Origin of the sequence: Enterobacter sp. 301B (assembly GCF_003850715.1) — a bacterium.
Lineage (GTDB): Bacteria > Pseudomonadota > Gammaproteobacteria > Enterobacterales > Enterobacteriaceae > Enterobacter > Enterobacter intestinihominis.
This window is the reverse complement of record NZ_PQTC01000010.1, coordinates 1-25,925: the sequence shown is the minus strand read 5'-3', so window position 1 is coordinate 25,925 and position 25,925 is coordinate 1. Positions and strand designations below refer to the sequence as shown.

24 protein-coding genes are annotated in these 25,925 nt (G+C 53.0%); 10 read left to right on the top strand and 14 right to left on the bottom strand.

What is annotated here, in order from left to right:
* Nucleotides 1-25 precede the first annotated feature (25 nt).
* Nucleotides 26-559 carry an isochorismatase family protein gene (locus tag C3451_RS12735; RefSeq protein ID WP_045622055.1) on the bottom strand — a complete coding sequence of 178 codons (534 nt, stop codon included), beginning with the start codon at nt 557-559 and terminating at the stop codon, nt 26-28.
* Between the two features lie 204 nt (nt 560-763).
* Between C3451_RS12735 and ampH the strand changes: the two genes are divergently transcribed.
* Nucleotides 764-1,924, top strand: a complete 1,161-nt coding sequence (ampH, locus tag C3451_RS12730; protein ID WP_022647200.1) for a D-alanyl-D-alanine-carboxypeptidase/endopeptidase AmpH — start codon at nt 764-766, stop codon at nt 1,922-1,924.
* A gap of 2 nt (nt 1,925-1,926) precedes the next feature.
* Here the strand turns inward: ampH and C3451_RS12725 are convergent, their stop codons facing one another.
* Nucleotides 1,927-2,553 carry a helix-turn-helix domain-containing protein gene (locus C3451_RS12725; protein ID WP_023299418.1) on the bottom strand — a complete coding sequence of 209 codons (627 nt, stop codon included), beginning with the start codon at nt 2,551-2,553 and terminating at the stop codon, nt 1,927-1,929.
* Between the two features lie 88 nt (nt 2,554-2,641).
* Nucleotides 2,642-5,416, bottom strand: coding sequence for an autotransporter outer membrane beta-barrel domain-containing protein (locus C3451_RS12720; RefSeq protein ID WP_063139311.1), 2,775 nt, complete (start codon nt 5,414-5,416; stop codon nt 2,642-2,644).
* A 452-nt stretch (nt 5,417-5,868) separates the two neighbouring features.
* On the opposite strand from C3451_RS12720, the gene hemB reads away from it, so the two are divergent.
* Together hemB and C3451_RS12705 are read left to right on the top strand one after the other, a co-directional pair.
* Entirely contained in the window at nt 5,869-6,843 is a 975-nt protein-coding gene (hemB, locus tag C3451_RS12710) for a porphobilinogen synthase (RefSeq protein ID WP_003859169.1), read from the top strand.
* Between the two features lie 125 nt (nt 6,844-6,968).
* Nucleotides 6,969-8,693 (top strand): lysophospholipid acyltransferase family protein, encoded by a 1,725-nt coding sequence (locus tag C3451_RS12705; protein WP_045621058.1) that lies wholly within the window; start codon nt 6,969-6,971, stop codon nt 8,691-8,693.
* A 69-nt stretch (nt 8,694-8,762) separates the two neighbouring features.
* On the opposite strand, the gene tauD is transcribed toward C3451_RS12705, so the two are convergent.
* The 6 genes from tauD to mmuP form a co-directional block, all read right to left on the bottom strand.
* The gene (gene tauD / locus C3451_RS12700) at nt 8,763-9,614 is read right to left on the bottom strand and encodes a taurine dioxygenase (RefSeq protein WP_022647196.1); all 852 of its coding nucleotides are present in this window, start codon (nt 9,612-9,614) and stop codon (nt 8,763-8,765) included.
* Nucleotides 9,611-10,438, bottom strand: coding sequence for a taurine ABC transporter permease TauC (gene tauC / locus C3451_RS12695; RefSeq protein ID WP_022647195.1), 828 nt, complete (start codon nt 10,436-10,438; stop codon nt 9,611-9,613). Before tauC ends, tauD begins: the two co-directional genes overlap by 4 nt.
* The gene (gene tauB, locus C3451_RS12690; RefSeq protein ID WP_022647194.1) at nt 10,435-11,202 is read right to left on the bottom strand and encodes a taurine ABC transporter ATP-binding subunit; all 768 of its coding nucleotides are present in this window, start codon (nt 11,200-11,202) and stop codon (nt 10,435-10,437) included. The genes tauC and tauB overlap by 4 nt, the downstream gene beginning before the upstream one ends.
* A 10-nt stretch (nt 11,203-11,212) precedes the next feature.
* Nucleotides 11,213-12,175, bottom strand: a complete 963-nt coding sequence (gene tauA, locus C3451_RS12685) for a taurine ABC transporter substrate-binding protein (RefSeq protein WP_045621056.1) — start codon at nt 12,173-12,175, stop codon at nt 11,213-11,215.
* Nucleotides 12,176-12,397: 222 nt separating this feature from the next.
* Nucleotides 12,398-13,330, bottom strand: coding sequence for a homocysteine S-methyltransferase (gene mmuM / locus C3451_RS12680; RefSeq protein ID WP_045308923.1), 933 nt, complete (start codon nt 13,328-13,330; stop codon nt 12,398-12,400).
* Nucleotides 13,317-14,717, bottom strand: coding sequence for an S-methylmethionine permease (gene mmuP / locus C3451_RS12675; protein WP_023305550.1), 1,401 nt, complete (start codon nt 14,715-14,717; stop codon nt 13,317-13,319). Before mmuP ends, mmuM begins: the two co-directional genes overlap by 14 nt.
* Nucleotides 14,718-14,875: 158 nt before the next feature.
* On the opposite strand from mmuP, the gene C3451_RS12670 reads away from it, so the two are divergent.
* The gene (locus tag C3451_RS12670) at nt 14,876-15,985 is read left to right on the top strand and encodes an AI-2E family transporter (RefSeq protein WP_022647190.1); all 1,110 of its coding nucleotides are present in this window, start codon (nt 14,876-14,878) and stop codon (nt 15,983-15,985) included.
* 114 nt (nt 15,986-16,099) lie between these two features.
* Complete coding sequence (locus C3451_RS12665) at nt 16,100-17,884, top strand: diguanylate cyclase (protein ID WP_045621055.1); 1,785 nt, start codon at nt 16,100-16,102, stop codon at nt 17,882-17,884.
* Between the two features lie 22 nt (nt 17,885-17,906).
* On the opposite strand, the gene C3451_RS12660 is transcribed toward C3451_RS12665, so the two are convergent.
* The gene (locus C3451_RS12660; RefSeq protein WP_045621054.1) at nt 17,907-18,416 is read right to left on the bottom strand and encodes a hypothetical protein; all 510 of its coding nucleotides are present in this window, start codon (nt 18,414-18,416) and stop codon (nt 17,907-17,909) included.
* Nucleotides 18,417-18,598: 182 nt separating this feature from the next.
* Here C3451_RS12660 and C3451_RS12655 point away from each other — a divergent pair, with 182 nt between their 5' ends.
* The 5 genes from C3451_RS12655 to C3451_RS12635 all read left to right on the top strand — a co-directional run bounded on the left by C3451_RS12655 (nt 18,599) and on the right by C3451_RS12635 (nt 22,986).
* Nucleotides 18,599-19,093 carry a molybdopterin-dependent oxidoreductase gene (locus tag C3451_RS12655; protein ID WP_045621053.1) on the top strand — a complete coding sequence of 165 codons (495 nt, stop codon included), beginning with the start codon at nt 18,599-18,601 and terminating at the stop codon, nt 19,091-19,093.
* 17 nt (nt 19,094-19,110) lie between these two features.
* Nucleotides 19,111-21,048 carry a bifunctional diguanylate cyclase/phosphodiesterase gene (locus C3451_RS12650; protein WP_124304321.1) on the top strand — a complete coding sequence of 646 codons (1,938 nt, stop codon included), beginning with the start codon at nt 19,111-19,113 and terminating at the stop codon, nt 21,046-21,048.
* A gap of 259 nt (nt 21,049-21,307) precedes the next feature.
* Nucleotides 21,308-21,565, top strand: coding sequence for a YjhX family toxin (locus tag C3451_RS12645; protein WP_022647185.1), 258 nt, complete (start codon nt 21,308-21,310; stop codon nt 21,563-21,565).
* Between the two features lie 10 nt (nt 21,566-21,575).
* On the top strand, nt 21,576-22,322 hold the full coding sequence (locus C3451_RS12640) for a class I SAM-dependent methyltransferase (RefSeq protein WP_023305547.1): 747 nt from the start codon (nt 21,576-21,578) through the stop codon (nt 22,320-22,322).
* Between the two features lie 169 nt (nt 22,323-22,491).
* On the top strand, nt 22,492-22,986 hold the full coding sequence (locus tag C3451_RS12635; protein WP_045621052.1) for a DUF523 domain-containing protein: 495 nt from the start codon (nt 22,492-22,494) through the stop codon (nt 22,984-22,986).
* 366 nt (nt 22,987-23,352) lie between these two features.
* Here C3451_RS12635 and hha read toward each other — a convergent pair whose 3' ends face one another.
* The 4 genes from hha to C3451_RS12615 all read right to left on the bottom strand — a co-directional run.
* The gene (hha, locus tag C3451_RS12630; protein WP_045621051.1) at nt 23,353-23,556 is read right to left on the bottom strand and encodes a hemolysin expression modulator Hha; all 204 of its coding nucleotides are present in this window, start codon (nt 23,554-23,556) and stop codon (nt 23,353-23,355) included.
* Nucleotides 23,557-23,605: 49 nt separating this feature from the next.
* Complete coding sequence (locus C3451_RS12625) at nt 23,606-24,715, bottom strand: fimbrial protein (RefSeq protein ID WP_124304320.1); 1,110 nt, start codon at nt 24,713-24,715, stop codon at nt 23,606-23,608.
* Nucleotides 24,706-25,791 carry a fimbria/pilus outer membrane usher protein gene (locus tag C3451_RS12620; protein ID WP_192894886.1) on the bottom strand — a complete coding sequence of 362 codons (1,086 nt, stop codon included), beginning with the start codon at nt 25,789-25,791 and terminating at the stop codon, nt 24,706-24,708. The genes C3451_RS12625 and C3451_RS12620 overlap by 10 nt, the downstream gene beginning before the upstream one ends.
* Before the next feature lie 25 nt (nt 25,792-25,816).
* Nucleotides 25,817-25,925, bottom strand: a 109-nt coding sequence (locus C3451_RS12615; RefSeq protein WP_131023897.1) for an IS3 family transposase, incomplete at its 5' end; no start/stop codon positions are given.

The following is a 25,925-nucleotide window of genomic DNA, read 5'->3' as shown; positions in this document are numbered from 1 at the left end:
AAAAGTCAGACCTGCGGGTGAATTATTAGTTCGCTTTCCAGTTTTCAAGAATTGTTTCGGTGCGTTTCACCGAAGGCGGGTTGGCAGGGGCGATGAAGTTACGCCAGACATCGTTATAGTGCGCGATCAGAACCTGGGCATCGGCCGCTGGACGATTGGCCGTGGTGTGGGCATCCTCCGCAACCGTGATGTGGTAGCCCCGGCTGACACCGTTTTTAAAGGTGGCATCGACACAATAATCCGTCGCGCAGCCGCAGATAATAAATTCATCGATCTCCTGTTCGCGCAACAGTGCCTCGAGCGAAGTGTCATAGAAGGCATCGCAAGCGGTCTTCGTGACGTAAAACGCCCCTGCCGGCTGGTTGAGATCGGGCAGCAATGCAAACCCTTCGCTCCCCTCCTCTAGCCCGCCAGCTTCAGTATGCTGTATGAAAATAACGGCCTCAGCAGCCTGGGTAAGCTGATTGATCAGTGAGACACATTTCTCACTCTGATGGCGCGGCGTCTTAAACACCCCATTCTGTATATCAACCACCAAAACCACACGCTTTTCAGACATACCGTTCTCCGCAATAATGAATGTAACTGGTGACTATCATAAGCCCGATGTCACAAAATGGGAGTCTGGCCGTAAGTAAATTGTGCAAATTTACCCACGGTTACGTTTTTCTCGCTATCGTTATGCAAATCGGACGATTGCCCGACGCCGATTAGTAGTATAACTACCCGTAACTCTCCTTATTCACTGGATGGATGCTTTTCGTTGAAACGTTGTCTGCTCTCTTTCGCCGCGCTGTGTGCGGTGAGCCTGTCCACCGCCCAGGCAGCACAGCCTCTGACGGCACCGGTTCTGGCCTCTGACATTGCCGATCGCTATGCGAACCTTATTTATTACGGCAGTGGTGCGACGGGAATGGCGCTGGTCGTGATCGACGGTAACCAGCGGGTGTTTCGCAGCTTCGGTGAAACACGACCGGGAAATAACGTTCGCCCGCAGCTGGATTCCGTTATCCGTGTCGCGTCGATAACCAAGCTGATGACCAGCGAAATGCTGGTGAAATTGCTCGATCAGGGCGTGGTAAAACTCGACGATCCACTTAGCAAATATGCGCCACCCGGCGCTCGCGTTCCGACATATCAGGGAACGCCGATCAGGCTGGTGAACCTGGCGACCCATACCAGCGCCCTGCCGCGAGAACAGCCCGGTGGCGCTGCGCATCGCCCTGTCTTTGTCTGGCCAACTCGCGAACAACGCTGGAATTACCTGAGCACCGCAACGCTGAAATCGGCTCCGGGTTCTCAGGCTGGCTATTCTAACCTGGCGTTTGATCTGCTGGCCGACGCGTTAGCAACGGCATCAGGTAAGCCTTACCCTCAGCTGTTTGAAGAGCAAATCACGCGTCCGCTCGGGATGAAAGATACTACTTACACCCCCTCCCCGGACCAGTGCAAGCGTCTGATGGTGGCGGAAAAAGGGGCCAGCCCGTGTAATAACACGCTGGCAGCCATTGGCAGCGGTGGGGTTTACTCTACGCCTGGCGACATGATGCGCTGGATGCAACAGTTCCTCTCATCGGATTTTTACGCGCGCAGTAATCAGGCCGACCGAATGCAGACGCTCATCTACCAGCGTGCTCAGTTACGTCGCGTCATTGGTATGGATGTTCCCGGTAAAGCCGATGCCCTCGGCATGGGCTGGGTATATATGGCGCCAAAAGATGGTCGCCCGGGTATTATTCAAAAAACCGGTGGGGGTGGCGGATTCATCACCTACATGGCGATGATTCCGCAATCAAACGTGGGCGCTTTTGTGGTGGTCACCCGGTCACCGAACACCCGCTTCGTGAATATGAGTGATGGCGTAAATAACCTTGTAGCCGAGCTGAGCGCCAATAAAGCGCAGGTACTTACGGCCGCTAACTGAGCTTAATAGTCCGTGGGCAAACGGTTGATACTGATCAGTTTGCCCCGGCTCATATTGATGTAGTTCCCCTGACGCAGCGCCGCCAGAACCTCCGCAACCACCGAACGTGATATACGCGTGCTACGCTGAATATGATTCATCACACCAATTTTTGAGCGTAGCGCGTCATCCCACTCGGCCATATTGATTAGCATCGCCCGAATTTGGCTATACGAATTATTTCCGACCAGCTGGATATCACGTTTTCCCAGTAAATGATTTAGCCATGAAAGCCAGCAGAATGCTTCTTGCCAAAGTTGTGCTTCTTGAATAATTTCGCATGCAGTAGAGGCTGGCAAATAAAATCCGGAACAAGGTGTTTGTGCCATCAGGGAATATTCAAGATAGCTGTCATTAATCCATGCACTTAATCCATGAATATAGGGTGCCCGTGCAATACCCACGAGTAATTCATCTGATTTACGGTGAACGACTGTCAGGCCGGATTGTATTACAAATGTCAATGGTTCATCATCATTATTGCCGGTAGTTATAAATTGTTGTGGTTCCGTTTTAAATGGGGTACCGGCGACTTCCAGACACTTTATGAGCCGGCTTAATTCAGAAAGTGGTTTCGCATTAACGTTCATGCATACCTCAAGTCATCTGTATATGTCGGTTCTTTATTATTTTTAAAGCACATAAAAAAGCGGGGGCAAAATCCCCCGCGTTTTTTTCTTACCAGGTATATTTCACACCCAGGTTTGCTCCCCAGTTCTGGTCAACGTCACCGCCGCCCAGATAAGTCGCATCAGTGTAAGCACTGAAGTTTTTCGTGAAGCTGAACTGAGTGCCCAGTCCCACGCGAACCGCAGAGCCTTCCACGCCGTTGTCAATGCTGTCATTGTTGATATCAGCATTGTTGTCGGCATCGTCATACACGTAAGCCAGCTTGAAGTAAGGGGTTAATGCCTGCTCGCCACCGTAGTTGAAGGTATAACCTGCATCCACGCCGAGCTCATAACGCATACTGTCGTAAGACTGGCCATCGATACGCATGTCGTTGCTTAACTGATAGTCATCACCGGACTGGAACAGGCCAGAGATCGCCGCGTAAGGCGTGACGTAGCCAGACAGGTTTGGTTTCCAGTCATAGCCCAGTTTCATCCCGAAACCAACGGCGTCAGTCGTGGTATTACCGTCAACATACTGACCGTTGCTCATGGTAGCAGAGAGGTCGTTGTTGAAGCGGGTGTAGCTCATGGAGCTGTCGAGGAAGATGTCGTTCATGAACTTCGCCGACGCGTAGATCATCGCAGTCTGGCTGTCCTGATCGACCTGACCAGTACGATCGCTGATATCACCCTTCGCGAAACCAGCCGCACCACCGACAATCCACTTCGCGTTATTACCGTCGATCTGAGTATCCAGACCCACCATAATGCCGCTTACGTCCTGATCGTAGCTAACGGTGCTATTATCCGCGTCAAAGTTGCCGCCAAAATAGCTCACCCATGCGCCGCCGTTATCTGCCAGGCCATGACGGCTGTTGGTCAGACGGGTACCCACGGTATCCTGTTGCAGATTCCAGATGTTGGTATTAGCAGAAGGAATGCTCAGCGCCATGTTGGCGTAGTCAGTCAGCTCTTCCTGCTGGAGAACAACGGTGTCACCCTTCTGCTGCGCCTGATAGGTGTATGCACCTAAATCAGCTTTGTTTGCCGCAGTAAAGCTGGCAGCGGTATCCGCGTTATTGTCATAGACGCGAATGATCTCTTTGTTTTTGTAGTCAGCTACGGAGCCTGCACCGGTCGCATCGTCGATGCGCACTTTATAGTTACCGGCAACGTCACCGTTCACCGCCAGATGGCCGTCAGAGTTCAGCGCGACAACACCATAGTCGTAGTCCGCTTTATGGCTATCGTTGGTGATATAGCGTGCGTTGTTCAGGTCGCTGTTCAGCACATAATCGCGGCTGGCAACGTTGAGCACACCGCCATCGGTCAGCACCATATTGTGCGTATCAACCTGACCCAGACCCAGCGCCAGCTCTGCACCGTTGTCTACAGTAATGGTGTTGGCATACAGTTCTGCCGTCTCTTCAGTCAGTGCCGCACGGCTGTAGCTATCCAGATACAGACTGTCGGTTGCCACGGCACCGCTGTCGCCAATATTCAAGGTTGAAGCATTGGTCAGGGTGATGGAATCTGCCAGCAGGCCGGAGTTTTCAACATTGACCTGAGACTGGTTGTTCACCGTCAGTGCATCGATGTTGGAGATCTTGCGGGTATCCCACTCGGAACCGTTATCCAGCGCCACGTTGAACAGGCCGCTCTGATACACCTCTTCACCGGCAACGTGACCGTTGCTGTCAAAGGTAGAATCAGGCCAGATGCTATTCGGGGACAATGCGTGCCAGTCTACGTTGCTGTAGCCCTGGCCATACATCTGCGCAGTGCCGATAGCTTCAACGCTGGACTGCGCTGCACCCACCCACTTACTGCCGTTGGTCAGCGTGACATCCAGTTTATCGGTACCATCCCAGCCGTTGGTGGTTGGGTTATAGACGCCATCTTCTGTGGTATCCGTTGCCGGATCGCCATTCTCGTAGAAGTTGTTATCAAAGGTGCTGGAGAAAAGAATGTCACCCGTAACGGTAGAGTGATCGAAGGTAGCGGTGGTCTGCATGGCGTTATCAGACGCACTGGCAGCAACGATCAGCGCCGCATCATCCGCAGCCGTGGCGTTGGTTTCACCGTAGTCGCTTGGCTTCGCCGTTTGACCGTAGAAGCCGCTGGTACCCAGATCGCTGTATGCGCCAGAGGTCAGCACAGAGTCTTTCACCACCAGCGTATCGGTAAAGATATTGCTGCTGTTAGCAACGCCTTCAACACCGTCGTATGGCGTGTTATCAAGCTCCTGATAACCCTGCGTCAGCGTGATGCCCGCGATGTGGGAATTGTTCTGAATAACGATATCAGACTCAACATCCAGGGTGATGGCGTTACCCAGACCATAGGTGTCCAGATAATGCGTTTCAGTGGTATCGCCATTAACGACATCATACGCATAATGCTCGTAGGTATCGTTGATGGTGGAGTTATCAACAGTCAGGCTAAAACGATCGTACTGGGTATGCGTAGTGCCGTCAGTATCCACGCCTTCTGCACACGTCGTGGTCATACACTCTGACGTGATCATGCCGTTAATGGTGCTGTTAGAAATACTCAACGCGTTCGCACGGCCATTGACACCATCATCCAGATAGTATGTCGAAATAACTCCGTTTACGGTTGATTTATTGATGACTGGATAAATGTCACCATCATGTGTGGCATCTGAATAATCCCAGTCAGCATAACCATAATACCAGGGCGTGGACGCAGCATTGTCATATCCAAAAGTATTATATGTCGTGCCGGATATATCTTTCGCATTGGCCTGAGAAGCGATAGCCAGTGTGCAGGCTAATGCAAGTTGTGATACAACCAGTTTCTTTTTCCATGTTTGCATTGGGTCATCCCTCCTCAGGGACGTAAGCAAGTTTGTCCATCAAATCATTTGGCAACGTTTAATTGCGGAAGGAATTATGCAGTTTCACTTCGAAAAGGTTCAATGAATGATTCCATTAAGTCCGTATTCAGACAAATAAGCTTATAAACCCAGGACAATATCAATCATTATGAATAAATATTATAAATTCAACTGATTGCAAACTACTTTAGTTGCTTCGACACATATAATAAAAAGCAATAAATCATTTATATTTATAATCCCAAACCAATATAGAAGCCTCACCAATATCACATACCACTCTGGACACCATAATAAGATTTATAATATATACAAAATACATGTAGCGTATATTAATCGATTTCGAAAATCTAAAAGACAACTTTAGTAAAACACCACTCTCCGCTTTCAGGTACACTAAGCCTCTTTGTTCCACAAACATCAGGCATACCATGACCGATTTAATTGCTCGTCCCCGTCGCCTGCGCAAGTCACCCGCACTGCGCGCCATGTTTGAAGAGACAACACTGACCTTAAACGATCTGGTGTTGCCGATTTTTGTTGAAGAAGAGATCGATGACTACAAAGCCATCGACGCGATGCCGGGCGTGATGCGCATTCCTGAAAAGCATCTGGCCCGCGAGATCGAACGCATTGCGAATGCGGGCATCCGCTCGGTGATGACGTTCGGTATCTCCCACCACACTGACGCAACCGGCAGTGATGCATGGAAAGAAGACGGTCTCGTGGCACGCATGTCGCGCATCTGCAAAGAGAGTGTGCCGGAGATGATCGTCATGTCCGATACCTGCTTCTGCGAATACACCTCTCATGGCCACTGCGGTGTGCTGTGCGATCACGGCGTGGACAACGATGCGACCCTGCTGAATCTGGGCAAGCAGGCGGTGGTTGCCGCCGCCGCGGGTGCGGATTTTATTGCACCTTCTGCGGCAATGGATGGTCAGGTTCAGGCTATTCGTCATGCGCTGGATGCGGCAGGCTTTACCGACACCGCCATCATGTCCTACTCCACCAAATTCGCCTCCTCCTTCTACGGCCCGTTCCGTGAAGCAGCGGGCACGGCGCTGAAAGGCGATCGTAAAACCTATCAGATGAACCCGCTGAACCGCCGCGAAGCGATTCGTGAATCTCTGCTCGATGAAGCACAGGGCGCAGACTGTCTGATGGTGAAACCGGCCGGCGCGTATCTGGATATCCTGCGCGACATTCGCGAACGCACCGAACTGCCTCTGGGCGCATACCAGGTGAGCGGCGAGTACGCGATGATCAAATTCGCCGCGCAGGCGGGTGCCATCGACGAAGAGAAAGTGATCCTCGAAAGCCTGGGGGCGATCAAACGCGCGGGCGCGGATCTGATCTTCAGCTACTTCGCGCTGGATCTGGCTGAGAAGAAAATTCTGCGTTAATCCGCTTTAGCGCCGGGTGGCTTCGCCATACCCGGCCTACTCTCTGCGCGAATCTTCACTAAACTGCAATACAACCGACATCTCCTCCTTCTACTGTCTGGGCAAGACGGCAGGAGGAGTGATCAATGTTTAGTCTCGACAGCGTTCTTGATGACCTTTGGCCTCAGGCGAGGCCCGCACCCTGGCAAAAAAGTCTGTTAAAAAGACTGCTCCACGAAGACGAATTTCAGCAGTTTGCCGCCAGCCACCGTCACCTGAAAGGGCTGGATATGGTAGAGCAGGTTCTGGAACACCTTGATATTCTCTGCACCATTTCCGCCCGAGACCTCGAACAAATCCCCGAACACGGCCCACTCATTGTGATAGCGAACCACCCGACGGGCACCCTGGATGGGCTGGCGCTACTGTATGCCGTTTCGCGCGTGCGCCGGGACGTCAAGGTTGTCACCAACCGGATGCTGTCTCACCTTGAGCCCCTCAGCTCGTTGTTTATCCCCGTGGACAATATGGGCGGCAGAACCGCAAAATCATCTCTGGTGCAGATGGAGCAGCACCTGCAAAACGCCGGCGTGCTGATCTTCTTCCCGGCGGGCGAAGTCTCCCGCCCAACGCGTAAAGGCATCCGCGATAAAAAGTGGCATCCGGGCTTTATCAAGCTGGCCAGCAAACTACGGGTACCGCTGCTACCGGTACATATTCAGGCCCACAACAGCCTGCTGTTTTATGCCAGCACCCTGGTATCGCCGACGGTATCCCTGCTGCTGCTGATGCAACAGATGTTTCGCCGCCGCCACAGCCAGCTGCCGATCAAAATCGGCCAGCAGATTGCCTGGAATGATCGGTTTAGCTCTACCCTTTCATCGCGTGAGATGGCCGAGCAGTGCCGTCAGCACGTGATACGACTTGGCAAGGGATTGCCTGGCGTCTTTAAAACCCAGTGCGCCATTGCCCGCCCGGAAGACAGGGCCACGCTGAAGCGGGAGCTGGCGCAGGCCGAATGTCTGGGCAAAACCAGCGATGGTAAAACCATCTATTTGTGGCAGCGCAACGGGCAGGAAGAGGCGCCTCTGCTGCGCGAGCTGGGGCGACTGCGCGAGATTGCCTTTCGCGCCGTGGAGGAAGGCAGCGGAAAGCGCCGGGATACCGACAGCTACGATGATGACTATCTGCACCTTATTCTGTGGGATGATGATGACCTCGAGATTGTCGGCGCGTACCGCTTTATGCCAACGGCCATGCAGGTGGAAAAGTGCGGCGTCGAGGGATTGTACAGTTACAGCCTGTTCCACTACGACGAAAAAATGCAGGACATACTGGAGCACGGCATTGAGCTGGGGCGCAGCTTTATACAGCCGCGCTACTGGGGACGTCGCGGTCTGGACTACCTGTGGTCAGGCATTGGCGCCTATCTGGCGCGCTATCCACATTACCGTTACCTGTTTGGTCCGGTGTCCATCTCCGGCGGCTTACCGCCTGCCGCCCGGGATCTGCTGGTCGCGTTTTATCGTCTCTGGTTTCCGGCCAGCCACCCGTTAGCCGCCTCGCGTCAACCCTACCCGGCGTCACTCCCGGACGTGCTGGCGCAATTTAGCGGGGTGGATTACGTGGATGACCTGACAAAGCTCAAATCCCTGCTCGGCAATCTGGGCTGCGGTATTCCGCCGCTTTATAAACAATATTCCGAGCTATGCGAGCCAGGCGGCGTGCAGTTTATCGATTTCGGCAGCGATCCGGCGTTCAATAACTGTATCGACGGGCTGGTGCTGGTGGATCTGTGTTATCTGAAGACGAACCGCTATCAGCGGTATATAGAGGCGCACTTAATACCCTCACCCCTGCCCTCTCCCTAAAAGGGAGAGGGTGAAAACCGCACCGGTCAGTCCCCTCGCCCCTTTGGGGAGAGGGTTAGGGTGAGGGGCTCAAACCGCACGGTAGAACGGCTTATCCCCCAAAATCGTCGCCCGCTGCATAATCCTTCGCTGCGGCAGGTAATCCGCATTGGCGTAATGCTGCGTGACGCGGTTATCCCAGATCGCCAGATCGTTCTCCTGCCAGCGCCAGCGCACCTGAAACTCCGGCTTCGTGATATGCGCAAACAGGAAACTGAGCAACGCCTCGCTCTCTTTTTCCGTTACGTCCACAATGCGCGAGGTAAACCCTTCGTTCACAAACAGCGCCTGCTTGCCGGTCACCGGATGGGTACGCACCACCGGGTGCAACAGCGGCGGATGTTTTGCGACCGCATCCAGCCAGCGCTGGTGCTCCTCTTCCGTTTTACGGTACTTATACTCCTGGAACGATTTTTTAAAATCATGCTCCGCCCGCAGGCCACTTAGCAAGGTCTGGAACGGCGCGGAGAGCGCCTCAAACGCCGCAATGCCGCTCGCCCACAGCGTATCGCCGCCGGTCTCTGGCAGTAGTTTTGCTGCCAGAATCGCCCCGGCTGGCGGTGTGTCGATAAAGGTAACGTCCGTGTGCCAGTTGTCATTATCGGGCGGGTTATCGTTATGAGTGTCCAGCACGATAATTTCCTCCACCCCTTCCGCATGCGGGTAGACCGGGTGGATATGCAGGTCGCCAAAACGCAGGGCCAGCGCGCGCTGCTGTTGCGGGGTGATGGCCTGATCGCGCAGGAACACCACCTGATGGCGCAGCACCGCGTGGTACAGCTGCTCAAACTGGTTATCGCTCAGCGGACGGGTTACGTCCAGGCCCGACACCTGCGCGCCAATGTACGGCCCCAACGGGATAATCGTCAGACGTTCACTCATTGTATTTCTCCATGCCAGGGCGTCAGGCGACGCTGTAGCGTGCGCAGTCCCAGTTCTAATCCAAAGGCGATCGCGGCGATGACCGCGATCCCTGCCAGTACCACGTCAGTCGCCAGGAACTCTCCCGCCGACTGCACCATAAACCCAAGGCCGCGCGTGGCGGCAATCAGCTCTGCCGCCACCAGCGTTGACCAGCCCACCCCAAGGCCGATGCGCAACCCGGTCAATATCTCCGGCAGCGCACCTGGTAAAATGACGAACAGCAGTACCTGCGCGCGGCTGGCGCCGAGCGACTGCGCCGCACGTATGCGTACCTGCTGCGCACTCTTTACGCCAGCCAGGGCCGACATTGCTACCGGCGCAAAAATAGCCAGATATATCAGTAAGATCTTTGACGTCTCGCCGATGCCAAACCAGATCACCATCAGGGGCAGATAAGCCAGCGGCGGTACGGGACGGTAAAGCTCTATCAGCGGGTCGAGAATGCCGCGCACCGTCGGGCTCAGTCCCATCGCAATCCCCACCGGAACGCCAATAATGACCGCCGCCAGCAGCGCCACCAGAATACGCGTCAGGCTGGCGCCTAAATGCTGCCAGAGGGTGGCATCCATAAAGCCCTGCGGTCCGGCGATGGCGATCAGTTTTTCCAGAACCTGGCCTGGCGGGGGCAGAAACAGCGGGCTGATCCACTGCTGCGCGGCAACCGCCCACCATACCGCCAGCAACACCACCAGCGTGCTGACGCTTAAGGTGAGCTGGCGAGAGAACGGCCAGCGTAAGGCACGGCGCGTCCGCCGCGTTTTTTCACTGAAGACAATGCTCATGAGAACGCCTCCCGCTGTTCAAACACACGGCTCAGGATGTATTCCCGTTTTTCGATAAATAGCGGGTCTGATTTAATGCTGCGTACTGGCTCTCCCGCCACATAGCGCCGGGCAAACTCAAGCGGCAGACGCTCCAGCACGCGTCCCGGTCCCGGTGAGAGCAGCACCAGCTCCGTCGCCATAAACACGGCCTCTTCGATATCGTGGGTGATTAACAGCACCTGCTTGCCGGTTTCGTGCCACAGGCGCAGCAGCAGGGTTTGCATCTGCTCACGGGTAAAGGCATCCAGCGCCCCGAAAGGTTCGTCCAGCAACAGCAGCTGAGGGTTAGCCGCCAGCGCGCGGGCGATCCCGACGCGCTGACGCTGCCCGCCTGAAAGCTGCCAGATAAAGCGTTTTTCAGCCCCCTCCAGCCCGACCTTTTTCAACATGTCGCGCGCCGTATTCAGACGCTGTTCACGCGCTACGCCGGCCAGTTGCAGACCAAACGCAACGTTTTCCTGCACGTTTCGCCACGGAAGTAGCCCTTCGTTCTGGAAGACCACGCCGCGCTCTGCGCCCGGCCCCGTTACCCGTTTTCCTTCGAGTTGGATCGTGCCGTGCTGATACGGTACAAACCCGGCGATCAGGTTCAGCAGCGTCGTTTTCCCGCAGCCGGACGGCCCCAGTACGACCAGCAGTTCACCGCTGTCCAGCGTCAGGTTGATCTCTTTCAGGGCGGGTTTGCCGCCGTAATCGGCAGACAGGTTTGTAATGTTCAGCATCGCAGCCCCCTTATTTCACAAAGCGGTCGGTCACGAACCGGCTGTAATCCGCTGCCACCGCAGGCACTTTGCCCTGCTCTTTCAGGAACGTCGCAGTGTCGACAATCGCTTTGCTCACCGGCCCGTTCAGCTGCTGGACCTGCTGCGCAGGTGTCAGATAGGTGTTGCCTTTCACCAGCCCCGGCACGTCAGCTTCCGGCACGCCGCTCAGACGTGAGAGTTTCTCCAGGTTGGCGGGCTGTTTCAGCCATTCATCCGGGTTGCTGATGTAAGGCTGCTGGGCCTCGATGGCGCTTTTGGCGAAGGCTTTCACCACTTCAGGGTGTTTTTCGGCAAAGTCCTTACGAACGACCCAGACATCAAGTGTTGGCGCCCCCCATTGCCCCACTTTTTCGGAGTCGGTCAGCACGGTGCCGTCTTTTTCCAGCTCGTTGACGGCGGGCGCCCAGACGTATGCTCCGTCAATGTCGCCACGCTGCCAGGCGGCAATAATCGCTGGAGGTTGCAGGTTGATGATCTGCACCTGGCCCGGCTTAATGCCCCAGTGTTTCAGCGCTGCCAGCAGGCTGTAATGCGTGGTGGAGATAAACGGCACCGCGATGCGTTTGCCAATCAAATCTTCGGGTTTCGTGATGCTTTTCTTCACCACCAGCGCTTCGGAATTTCCGAGCTGCGATGCCAGCAGGAAGACTTCAATCGGCACCTGCTGGCTGGCGGCAACGGCCAGCGGGCTGGAACCCAGGTTGCCAATCTGCACGTCGCCCGAGGCTAACGCCCGCACAATTGCCGCGCCGCTGTCGAACTTGCGCCAGTCGACGTTCGCCCCGCTCGCTTTGGCGAAGGTGTTATCCGCCTGCGCGACTTTCGCCGGTTCCGCAGAAGTCTGATACGCCACGGTGACGTCCACCGCCTGCGCCTGAAATACCCACAGCGCCAGTGCACCAAGTAACGTGATTCGCGATGAAATTGCCATACCGTCTGCTCCCCTTGTTGTTATAAGGGCAGTATTTCCGGCGTGGGATTTTTGATAAAGGAATAAAAAAGAATCGCTAATGACGATTCGTTTTTAGAAAAAAAGCGGGAAAGGATAGTGAATTTTGTACGGTTGTTTCGCCGGGTGGCGCTGCGCTTACCCGGCCTACGGTTCGTGCAATTTGTGGGCCGGGTAAGGCGCAGCCGCCACCCGGCAAAGGCCTCAGCGCTGAACCGTCAGCGCAGCAATATCCTGCGGCGTGGTCCGACAGCAGCCGCCAATCAGCTTCGCGCCTGCTTCCAGCCACTGCGGTAAATACCCCGCCAGCGTCTCGCACGTTTCACCGTGGTGATGCCAGGTTTTACTCACCGCATCGTAATGCTCGCCGGAGTTCGGATAGACCACCAGGGGCAGCGACGTCAGGCTGTGCAGATGCGTCAGCGCCGCCGTGGTGTTTTCCAGCGCGATACAGTTAATCCCCAGCGCGACAACCTGCGGGTAGCTTTCCAGCGCAGAAACAACATCCCGCAGCGGCGTTCCGTCGCTCAGGTGCTCGCTGTCACGCAGGGTAAATGAGAACCATGCCCGGGCGCGCGGATACGCCGTCAGCAACGCCGCCAGCGCCTTAATCTCAGTGAACGAAGGCAGCGTTTCACAGGCCAGGAGGTCCGCGCCCGCATCCAACAGCGCCTCTACACGCGGGCGGTGGAAGGCGGTAAATTCTTCAGCGCTACGCACATAATCGCCGCGATACTCGGAACCATCGGCCAGATACGCGCCGTAAGGGCCCACAGATCCCGCCACCAGCAGCGTGCCCGCCTGCGCATTCTCTGCCAGGTACGCTTCGCGCGCTTTGCGTGCCAGTTCTACGCTTTTGCCGATCAGCGTCCGGGATTGCGACTCGTCCAGTCCGCGAGCGGCAAAGCCTGCGGGTGTCGCCTGATAGCTGGCGGTGATCGCCACCTGTGCACCCGCGCGGTAGTAGTCGAGGTGTACGTCGCGGATCAGCTCCGGATTTTCCATCAGCACTTTAGCCGACCAGAGACTGTCGGCAAGGTTACAACCGCGCGCTTCCAGCTCCGTTGCCATCGCCCCATCCAGCACGACAAACGGCTGTTTTTCAAGGAGGGCGGTAAGCGGATTATTCTGCGACATGTTCAGGCTCCTGCGTGGTCAGATTTCGGGTCAGGTAGTACGCACCATAACACAGGGCGACAAACGGAAGCCCGCAATAAAGGGCAATACGCTGGCTGGGGTCAAACCACAGGCCGACGCAGGCCACCAGACAGAGGATAAAGCCAAGCACGGGCACCAGCGGATACCATGGCGCGCGATACTGCAACGCGGATAGCGGCTGGCCGGACTGCACGTGACGGCGACGAAACACGAAGTGCGACGCGCAAATGCTAATCCACACCGCCACCACCGCAAAACCGGAAATGGCTGACAGGGCCACAAACACCGTATCCGGCGCGACCACGCTGGAGAACAACGCCAGCACGCCGCCCAGCATGGAAACAGAAAGCGCCGTCAGCGGCACGCCGTTTTTGTTGACGCGGGCAAAGCAGCGCGGCAGCGTTTTCTCGTTAGACAGAGACCAAAGCATACGGCCAGAGGCGTACAGACCCGAGTTCGCCGCCGAGAGGATCGCCGTCAGGATCACGAAGTTAAAGATATCCGCCGCATACGGAATGCCGACCTTTTCAAACACCAGCACGAACGGACTTTTCTCCACGCCAGCCTGCTGCATCGGGATCAACGCCGCCAGCACAAACACGGTGCCAATAAAGAAGATGATGAGCCGGGCGATGGTGGTGCGAATAGCAACCGGAATAACCTTGTGTGGGTTTTCCGTTTCCCCTGCCGCGATGCCGATAAGCTCCGTTCCTGAGAAGGCAAAGTTGACCGCCACCATGGTCATCAGGATCGGCAGGCCACCGTGTGGGAACCAGCCTTCGGCGGTAATGTTGCTTAGTCCCGGCGCGGCAGAGCCGTCCGCCATCGGGATAAAGCCAAAGATGGCCGCGCCGCCGAGAATAATAAAGGCGACGATGGTGATAACCTTGACCAGCGAGAACCAGAATTCCCCTTCCGCGAAAAAGCGCGTGGAAATCACGTTAAGACCAAAAATCACAGCGCAAAAGACAACGCACCACGTCCAGACGGGAACCTGTGGGAACCAGTACTGCATGCAGAACCCGGCCGCGGTAAAGCTCGATCCCAGCGCCACTGTCCACGTAAGCCAGTAGAGCCACGCCACGGTATACCCCGTCGCCGGGCCGAGATAGCGGGCGGCATAGACGTGAAACGCGCCGGTTTCCGGCATCGCCACGGAAAGTTCGCCCAGGCATTGCATGACCAGCCAGACCACCAGCGCACCGATAAGATATGCCAGCAGCGTGCCCGCCGCGCCGGTTGTCGAGATGATATATCCGGTATTGAAGAATAACCCTGTGCCGATAACGCCACCCAGCGAGAGCATAATCAGGTGGCGGGTTTTCATGGTGCGCTTAAGTTGCCCGTTTTCTTGTTGTGTTTGCATGTTACCTTCTAAACGTATGGACATCTAAACATCCAAAGAAGGAGTGTTATACCGCGATTGTTAACAAAAAGCCACCCGGCGCGACTTCAGCGCAATTATTGGTAAATCCTTAAATCAGTTCTATAGTCGACACAGTTTCTTCTTCACCAGGACTCACTATGCGATTTAACGGACTGACCAAAGGTTTCTTTATTCTCATCCTGGCCCTTGTAACCTGGGCCTTCTTTGACGTGCTGTCTCCCTATTTCTCGGCGATTCTGTGGGCCGCGATCCTGACCATCATTTTCAACCCGGTGAAAAACAAACTGCGTACCGCGCTGGGCGATCGCAACGGGCTGGCTTCACTCCTCACACTCGGCATTATCTGCCTGATCGTGTTTATTCCGTTGATGGTGATCCTTTCCTCGCTCGCGGTGGAACTGAACATGGTTTACACCAGGCTGCAACAGAACAACACGCAGTTCCCGGAAGTGATCGCTGGTATCTTCAACCGCCTGCCGGACTGGGCCAGCGGCTTCCTGGCGGATCACAACCTGACCAACGCCGCGCAGATCCAGAAAAAACTCTCCGATGTCGCGTTACAGGGCGGGCAGTATCTGGCGGGCAGCGCGTTCCTGATTGGGAAAGGGACGTTCGGCTTTGCCATCAGCTTTGGCATTATGCTGTATCTGCTGTTTTTCTTGCTGAAAGACGGGCCGTACCTGGTGCGCCAGATCCTCGACTCGCTGCCGCTGTCTGACTTCGTCAAACAGCACCTGTTCGCTAAGTTTGTCGGCGTGTCGCGCGCCACGGTAAAAGGCACGGCGGTCGTGGCGGTGGTTCAGGGCACGCTCGGTGGTATCGCCTTTGCTATTGTCGGTATTGACGGCAGCGTATTGTGGGGCGCACTGATGGCATTTCTCTCCCTGGTGCCTGCCGTTGGGTCGGCCATCGTCTGGGTTCCCGCCGCCATCTTCCTGTTTGCCACTCACCAGCTGTGGCAGGGTCTGTTCATTGTGGGCTTCTTCGTCATTATCGTCGGGCTGGTGGACAACCTGTTGCGTCCGCTGCTGGTGGGCAAAGACACCAAAATGCCGGACTACCTGATACTGATTACCACGCTCGGCGGTATGGAGCTGTATGGCATTAACGGCTTTGTGATTGGGCCGCTGATTGCCGCTCTGTTTATCGCCTGCTGGAACCTCTTCTCCGGCCGCGACCACGCAGGCAACGCCGAGGAGCTGGACGCAGACTTTATCGAAGAGGGGAGAAATTCTCCGGATCTATAAAGAAACGCGTTCTGTGAGGCGGCCCTGTGCCGCCTTTTTTTTCGCGATAAATCAGAGGTTTTCTATAATCTGAAATGAACGCTCTTCCACATTTGTCGTAGAAGGATCCAACAGGTGCGAATCGCCACGATCACGAACTGGGCTTATGGTGTCACGGTGTGCCTGACCATTGCTTCCGGCATCGTCATGCTGATGGCTTCCCACGCCGATAACATCGAACGTGAAGCCGTTAAACAACGCCAGGTCTTCGATCAGCTGACGGAGGAGATCGAGACAGACACCTGGATGCTCTCCGATCTGGCGCGGCTTTACGTCATCCAAAAAGAGCCCGAGGTGCTTGAGAAATATCAGGCGAAAGAAGCCGAGCTGAAGAATATCGAACACACGCTGCGACAGCTCAAAAATACGGGGGCATCGGGCGAAGAGTTGGCGCTGCTGTACGACGGACTGAAAATTGTAGACGATCTCCAGGATGAACAGCAGGCAGCCATTGACGGCATCACCCGTGGCGAGGAACAGCAGGCCGTTTCGCTGCTGTTTGGTAAGAGCTATGAGCTGGAACTCGAACGGGCACACAACACTATCGAACGCTTTCGCATGCTGCTGGACAAGCGCATTATTGCCGACGTGCAGGCCGCAACCAAAACGTCCAAAACGCTTCGAACGGCCTCTGAGGTGATGGTCGGCCTGACCGCCCTGCTCTTCCTGTTTGTGATGGTTTTCATCCTCAAGCGCCGCGTACTCCGTCCGGTGGTGCGTCTGAGTGACGTAGTTCATCGTCTTGCATCGCAGGATTACGCCGTCGAAACGCCGAACTTTACCCAGGTTGATGAAATCGGTGATATGGCGCAGGCCATCCGCATCTTCCGTGAGAACGGGCTGGCAAGGCAGCGGCTGGAAAAAGAGCGCGATGCTGACTGGGCCATCCGCGAACTGCTGGCGCGAATGACCCAGCGGTTGCAGGGCTGTGAAAACTTTGCCGACGTGATGAATGTGGCGGAGCTGTTTGCACCCAATATTGCGCCGGGGGTTTCAGGGCGTCTGTATATTCTGGAACGCGAGCCGTGGCAGATGCGCTGTACGGCCGAATGGCTATCGCCAGAAGGGGATAAAAAGCCGTTCCATCCTGACGAATGCTGGGCCGTCCGGCGTGGTCAAAGCCATCCGCCAGTGAACGGCGAGCCGGATATCGGCTGTTATCATCTGCCCGAATCACAGGCGCAGCAATCGCTGTGCGTTCCCCTGATTGCTCAGGGCGAGGCGATTGGATTGCTCTCATTCCAGAACATCACGCCTGAAACCGCGCCGTCCCGCGCCTATCTGGAACTGATGGCCGAGGCGCTGGGACTGGCGCTGGCCAACCAGCGGCTGCGCGATGCGCTGCTGGAAAAAGCCCTGTTCGATCCCTTGACGGGGCTGCGTAACCGCCACCATCTGGAAGATACGTTACGTACTCAAATGAAGCAGGCCGTGCGTAACGAGGAGCCGGTAAGCTGCCTGATGATCGATATCGATCACTTCAAGAGCATTAATGACCGCTTTGGTCATGAGGCCGGCGATCTGGTGATCAAAAGCGTGGCAGCCATTATTCAACGGGCGGTACACGATAGCGGGCTGGCCTTCCGCTATGGGGGTGAAGAGTTTTTGGTGCTTCTTACCGGTGCAGATGAGGAAGCAGCGCACGCCGCTGCAACGGAGATCTACAACGGCGTGCATGCGCTTTCGCTGCGCTACGGGCTTTCGGAGATTGGCCCGGTGGATGTGTCGATCGGGATCGCCAGCTATCCGCAGCACGCCCAGAGCGATAATCTGCTGCGCGCGGCGGACGTCGCGTTGTACCGGGCGAAAGAGCTGGGCCGCTCGCGGATTGTCAGCTTTGGGATGCTGGAGGCGGGCTAAAGGGGTTATTCGAGCCTGAGGTTCAGGATCGCGCGATCGCCCAAAGCACCACCATACCCAGCGAATTACTCCGCTTTTCCACGTACAGGGTGCCATCGATTAAATAATATCCCTGAGGATAACAGATGCGGATCTCTCTCTTGAGTTCCGGCTCATAGACTTCCGCCCCCGAACAGCTATTTCTGCTGCCGGATTCATACCGGTAAGGTTGGCTCCAGGCAGAGTATTCTCCGTTCAGTAGCCAGGCCGCGGTAAAGATGACAAAAATGGCAACCGGCAGGCTGAAGATGATGAGGCCGAGGTAAAGTTTGACAACGTCAACAAGGGTTTTGTCTTTAAACGCCCTCTTCGCGGCGAACATCACCATCGCCACCAGCGGCAGCAACAATGAGACAGCCGCAAGATACTGTTCCCCCAGGGCCGTAAGAAATGTCACGCGATAAATCTCGATTGACCAGACAACAAAGCCAAATATCAACGTTAACCCGCCAACGATGAGTGGAATTAAAAAGGCATAGCTATCTTTTTTCATGATGGACGGTTCCTTGTCATGCGTCTGCGGTAAGAAGGTTAAGCATCGCTCGGGTGGCTGCCGACTGACGGCGTTTTTACATCCTGATTATGATGGATAAACGTGGGGAGAGATAAAATATATAAACTAGTAGGATAACTAAATTATAATTCTTATACTTATGTTAAAACGTGGAGGCTGAAATGCGATTTATCCTAATGCTGTGCTGCTTTTTAGTGCAAAGCGTCACCCTGGCTGGTGAGTTGCCAAAACCTGCTGGTAAACCCATTTTAACGATTTACGGTAATATCGAGAACACGAATGAAAGTGGAAAAGCCGTGTTTGATATCGCCAGCCTTGAAAAACTCGGTATGGTGAGCTTTCAGACATCATCCCCCTGGTATAATGGCCGCACAAAGTTTGAGGGTGTTCCAATGAGCAAACTCATGGATTATATTGGCGCAAAGGGTAACGTGGTCAATGTTATAGCGCTTAATGATTACGCGACAGCCATCCCGCTCAGCGACTTTAAAAAATATAATGCCATACTCGCTTTGAAGGTTAATGGTGAATATATGCGCATCCGAGATAAAGGGCCGGCATTCATTGTATATCCCTACGACAGTCTTCCTGAATTAAATAATCAGATATATTACTCGCGATCGGCATGGCAGGTCAGCAAAATGAAGATTGAATAGCAGTTCAGGAGAACATAATGAACAGGATACTGGTTGGTATCATTTTTTCTCTTTTTATCACCACTGGATATATTGCTTTTCTTGTTTACGATCGACAGCAGGAGCTCCAAAAACTGACTCATTACACGGAGTCATGGTCTGTCGCCCAACTGGTATCCGAATATTACCGCTTTGAATCATGGCTTGGTCTGTACGCAACCGATTCCGATGACGTTACGATAGACCAGGTCAGGATGCGGCTGGAAATTATGCTAAGCCAGAATGATCTGTTTAAGGAGGGGGATTTAGGGCATTACATTAAAAACGTTCAGGCACATCATGACCTCGCGTTAAGCCTTGATAAAATCCTTACGTATCTGGATGCTAACCTCGAAAAAATGAGCCATTCGGATGTAAAAACATACCTTCATACCATGCATTTGCTGGATGCTCCACTCAGTCAGCTTTCATCAAGCGCGTTAACGAAAGACATTAGCACGATTAACAGTAGCAACCATAAAATACAGATCCTGTATTATATTTACTCAGCCCTCTCTTTACTGCTGATCATTCTGAGTATTATCCTGGGTTTTTTAACGATCTATCAAAATAAAAACATCCTTAAAGCGCACAGGCAGGTTGAAAGTCTTGCAGAAGAACTCCAGTTATCCAAGGAGACCCTACAGATTCAGAATTCAAAACTAGAGTATGACGTTTACCATGATTCCCTCACTGGCATGAAAAACCGTCTGTACTTCTGGGATGACCTCAGCAAACTCAATCTTGAGGCCGAAGAAAATCATGTTCCCGTTACGGTAATGTTATTTGATTTAGACCGATTCAAAGAGGTCAACGATACCTATGGTCATGATGCTGGCGATTTACTGTTACGTCAGGTATCCAGGCGATTGACCGCCATGAGCAATATTTCAGACAGATTTTACCGTTTAGGCGGAGACGAGTTTGCTTTTTTAGCCAGCGGGTTAAACGAAAGCGAAGCCGTTTTGCGCGCTAGAGAAATCAGCGAGAATATCAGTAAACCCTATACGATTAATAACCAGCTTATAAAAATTGCCACCTGCGTGGGTATTGTTTTATCAGATAATGAACGACGTGCTGATTATCTTTATAAGTTCGCCGATCTGGCGCTCTATGAAGCCAAAAAGGCAGGCTCACAGCAGATTAAAGTTTTCCGTCAGCGAATGCTTCAGAAGTTGCAGGAGAGCAGAACGCTTGAAAATGATATGGCAAGGGCGATAGAAAACAATGAATTTATTGTTTATTACCAGCCTATTGTGAATTCCGTCAGCAAGGAAATTTACGGCTATGAAGCGCTTATTCGCTGGATGCACCCCGTCAAGGGAATGCTTTCCCCGGATAGCTTTATTTTCGCCGCTGAAAAAACAGGCATGATCAACGAGATAGGTAAAACCGTACTTAAACTGGCCTGTAGGGAAGCGGTCTCCTGGGCTGTTCCGGCCAGGATCTCCGTAAACGTCTCGCCTGTTCAATTAGGCAGTAAATCATTTATTAATACGGTGCAGACCGTTCTGGCTGAGACCGGGCTCCCGGCTAACCGTCTTGAGTTAGAGGTCACGGAGTCATCCCTCTTTAGTGACAGAAATAACCCCATTGCGATTCTGAAAAAACTCCGCGCACTGGGCGTAAGAATTTCCATTGATGATTTTGGCACGGGTTATTCGTCGCTCTCCAGACTAAGCGAACTGAATTTTGATAAAATCAAGATCGATAAATCTTTTGTCAATCCGATATCTACACAAGAAGATGCGCTTAATATTGTGAAGCTTATTACCGGTATGGCTAAGAGCCTTAATATGGGCGTTATAGCCGAGGGCGTTGAGACCGAAGAGCAGCTTGAGCGGCTTCAGGCTCTGGGTTGTGAGCTTGTGCAGGGATATCTTTTCAGCAAACCACAGCCTCAGGTCGACAGCAAAATTAAGAGCGGCCTGGAATGATTCCCTCTCCTCAACCCGATGCCAACCGTGATCACGTTTTTCACCCCTGGGTATTCACTTATAAAAATCAGGTGTTATCATTCACCCCGTAAATACCTTTCAACTCAACCCGAGGCTTTGATGCTGGAGAATGTAATCATCCGATAATCAGCTTACCGACCTTTCCAGGCCGGACTGATTATCAATGCGCCGAAATCGAATGCGGACACCGCTGTGTGTTTGCACGTTTTGCACATGATGATTAAACAGGTTTTCCAGTATGAATTTATCCCGTCAGGAACAACGTACCTTACACGTTCTCGCCAAAGGTGGCCGTATTGTGCACGTCCGCAATACCTCCGGCCGCGTCACCGCCGTTGAATGCTATAGCCGCGAAGGGCTACTGCTGGCTGACTGCACGCTCGCCGTTTTCAAAAAGCTCAAAACCAAAAAGCTGATCAAATCCGTTAACGGTCAGCCCTACCGCATTAACACTACCGGGCTGAATAACGTCCGCGCCCAGCCCGATAACCGTTAAGGAGAGGATGATGGATATCCCACGTATTTTTACTGTTAGCGAAAGCGAACACCGCATTCATAACCCCTTTACGCAAGAGAAGTACGCGACGCTGGGTCGCGTGTTACGCATGAAGCGAGGCACACGCATTCTCGATCTTGGCAGCGGCTCGGGAGAGATGCTTTGCACCTGGGCACGTGATTACGGTATCACCGGTACCGGCATCGACATGAGCCCGCTCTTCACCGCGCAGGCCACGCGGCGCGCAGAGGAACTCGGCGTCAGCGAACGCGTCCATTTCATTCATAACGACGCGGCTGGCTATGTCGCGAATGAAAAATGTGACGTGGCGGCCTGCGTTGGCGCAACCTGGATTGCGGGTGGCGTAGCCGGGACGATGGATCTGCTGGCAAAAAGCCTCAAGCCCGGGGGAATAATGCTCATTGGCGAACCGTACTGGCGTCAGGTACCCGCGACGGAGGAGACAGCCCAGGCGTGCGGCGTCTCGTCGATTGCAGACTTTCTCACTCTGCCCGGTCTGGTTGCGTCTTTCGATCAACAGGGCTATGACCTGGTTGAAATGGTGCTGGCAGACCAGGAAGGCTGGGACAGGTACGAAGCCGCAAAATGGATGACCATGCGTCGCTGGCTGGAGGAAAACCCAGAAGATGACTTCGCGCAGGAGGTTCGGGCGGAGCTGACGACAGCGCCTGAACGTCATGTGACGTACTCGCGGGAGTACTTTGGCTGGGGGGTGTTTGCGTTAATGGCGCGATAATATGGCGCTGGCGGTATAGCCTTGGGGGTATACCGCCATTCGGCGTTTACGATCATGCTTTTTCTCAATCAGTCTAAAGATACAGCGCAGCATTCCCCCGCTAAGAGACAGATATATACAAGTAATGTGTTAACATACAGCTATACGGGTTACGTCATATTAGATAACGATGATCAATAAAATACTGGTAAGTGCATGCCTGACGGGACTCAAAGTACGTTATGACGGAAGCGAGAAAGCACAGATGTCAGATCAGTTGCAGCGCTGGCAGAAAGAAGGACGCCTTGTGATCTTCTGTCCAGAACTGGCCGCCGGTTTATCAGTGCCCCGTCCTCCGGCTGAAATTATTTCTGCTGAAATTAAAGATACATTGCTGGCGCAGGTCAGAATAATTGAAATTAATGGGCAGGATGTCACTGAACAATATCAGCTCGCCGCCAGATTAGCGCTTCGTACCGCTCAGGAGTCAGATTGTACCGCGGCGCTATTAACCGACGACAGCCCAACATGCGGTAGTCAATTTATCTATGACGGTTCATTCAGCGGCCAGCGTAAGTCAGGAATGGGTGTCGCTGCATCGCTACTCTCCAAACATGGTATAGCCGTAGTTTCTGAGAAGAGGCTCGCCGATTTGATTGCCTGGATTGATGAAAAAGAAAAGTGAGTTCTTTTTAAATAGCTACGGACAAAACTCACTTAATCCGTTTATGTCATTTTTTGAGAAAAACACGCTTCACAAAACCTTTCTGAATCTCATTAATTTTAAGCAGCAATCGATTTGGTGAAACGTTAGCGCGGAAATGTCGATGAGATCAGGGATAGACACATGAAAATTGCTAAAAATATGATCATCTCAGCCATCCTGTTACCTTTCTAGTGATTATCTGCGGATGGCCAATAACGTCATAAAATTTAACGTGCATGGAGCATTCAGCCCACCTGACGACGAGAAGGTTACTCCTCTTCCAGCCGTCAGGTTTGACATAACTTAACGTCACGAAGGCGCTGTGCTACCTGCCACGCCCGCATTTTATTTCACAAATTTCCACACGTCCGGAGGTACCTTGTCGTAAAGTTTCCCCATTGTCAGTTCGGCCAGTCGATGATCGACCGCAGAGTTAAATGTCTCCAGCTCATCACTGGAAAGAGAATAGGTGTTTTTATCTATCACTTTTTCTAACGTATCTTTTGAAGTACATCGTCTTAGTTGCAAAAGCCATTCCTGCCTGGTCATATCGACTCTTTAATTTCAATGGATGAGAGAAAAATTATTATTTATCATACTAATAATAATTTATTGTGAACGTTAGCGCTGACTCCGCCAAACCAGGAGTCACCTGCCCGCCTGACTGTATATATCTGGCCTGCAGAGGGATGCGTAATTGCGTAACTCCCGTATTCCCGGTTACGGGGCCCAGAGGGTCAAAACCTGTTCCCATTGTTATCAAGCTGTTATCATTTTGCTTTCGGATCTGCATATCTATCCCCGTTGCGCTGCCAGTACCTGCTTTGAGACTGAATGAATCAGGGGTCGGATTGCCATAAACGGGATTAATCAATAAACTCATTTGGTTTTTTGCCTGAAAATATCCTGGATAATTCCCCGGGCAGTTATCTAATTCAATGTTGAAATCCACCCATTGGCTGGTACTTCCCACACCGGTGAAATCTGTCGTTTTATAGTTTCCCATCGGCACGGCCACATCAGGTGTCTGGCATGTAAACGGAATAATATTCACTGAGCCGCTAAAAGATACAGATCCCATCGTTATTTTCTTTCCGTTATAGGGGGTTCCATTATTCTTATAAATCATGCCATATATGCCGAAGGTAGGCAGGTCATTCCCCGATAAAAATCCTGGCTGTAATAAGGAGTTGTTAACTAATACTATAGAATACGCACCCAAAGCATAGCCAGCGGTTACACCGGTATCGGAAATGATTACTTTATTAATTGTAGTCACCGCCATCCCTGGTGGTGAAGCGAGAGGATTCATGAATCCAACCCCAAATGCCGGAGCATTCAATGCAACGACACTGTAAAACCCTGAAGTCCCGGAATTTAAAAAATAATAGCTACCATATGAACTCAATGGCTCTAGAAAAACATATAGAAAATAAACTTCTTGGTCTCCACTGGTTACATGACAATTATAAGTGTCATAATTATTAACCAAATTGGCATAATTATATATCACAGGGGTCAACGGCGGCAAATCCACTCCGGGTGAAATACTACCAGGCAATACTATCTCTATGTGGCCAATATTCGTGTCATCACAAACAGGCGCTGCCAAGGCCACCGACGGGAAATGCACCATGATGAACATTAAAATAGCGAGTAGCATTTTAATGCTACTGCGTGACAGAAACCCTACCGCATTCAGTAACATTCCAGGACCTCTTTCTTCATATTAATTGCTGAATCTTCTTCGGAAACGATGACTTTCATTTTGCACTCCCCCTGATTACCGGCCTTCAGTTTGAGAATATGAGTGCCTGGCTCAAGGCGAACAAATATCTGCCCGGCCTGGCCGACGATCGCAATATAATTACCCTTCTCACTGCTGACATCAGCGCCGAAGGGGACTGGTTCTCCTTTCCATCGGGCAGAAATCAGTACGGGGACCCCTGTTTGCGTATTATATTTAACCTTTACAATAGCACCGGCGTAGGGGGCCACCTTACGTGACGTGCTCTCAAAACCGACATTGTTTGTCGCATCCTTTGGATCGATGGCCACTTCATTCAGTTCATATGCATTCAGATAAGGCACTGCGGCATAACCGGCATTATCAATGCGGATACCAGGGTAAGAGGAAACCCGGGCACCTTCGGCTCCTCTGGCTTCAATCAACGCCCAGGTATCTGAGGTGTAAGGACTGAGGGTTGCGCCAGCGGAATGCAGGAGCACGGATCCATTCGCACCAAATGACTGGCTCTGGTAGTGATTACCAACGCTGCTGCTGGCATTAAGATAGGTATATGGTGTCCGCCACTGCCCGTTAACATACAGGCTGCTGCCGGTTGCGCCGCTGGTATTGCGGGCTGTTACCCCATAGCTGTACTGGTTGTCTTCGCCGGCAGTTCCGGACAGGGAGGCCGCCTCAGACCATGAACCATCATTGTTGCGCCCTGTTTCCAGACGCGCGGATGGAACGTGTGTATCTCCGGCAGTACCGAGAGGGAAGCTGAGGGACAGAAGCCAGCTGGTATCGCTTTTGCCGTACCAGGTGTATGTCCGGTTGACATTTAATCCGTAAGTAACTGAATTCCAGCTATTACTGTAACCGACCTGGAATTGTTTATCGGTATCCTTACTGTTCCAGTAATTCTGTAATGACGCACTTGCATAGAACTGTCCCAGACCTGCTGGAAGAGACTGACTGGCAGTCAGGGTATAGCGGCTTTTGGAACGTTTCAGACGCTGTTCAGCGTAACCGCGCGCCAGCAGATCTTTTGTCATCATGGCTGTTTGAATCGCCACGGATAATCTAGACACTTCCTAGCCGTTGATAATACTGGTTTTCATATTCTGTCGGTGACATCTGATCGCTGGAACCATGCCGACGCTTACTGTTATAAAACATTTCGATGTAATCA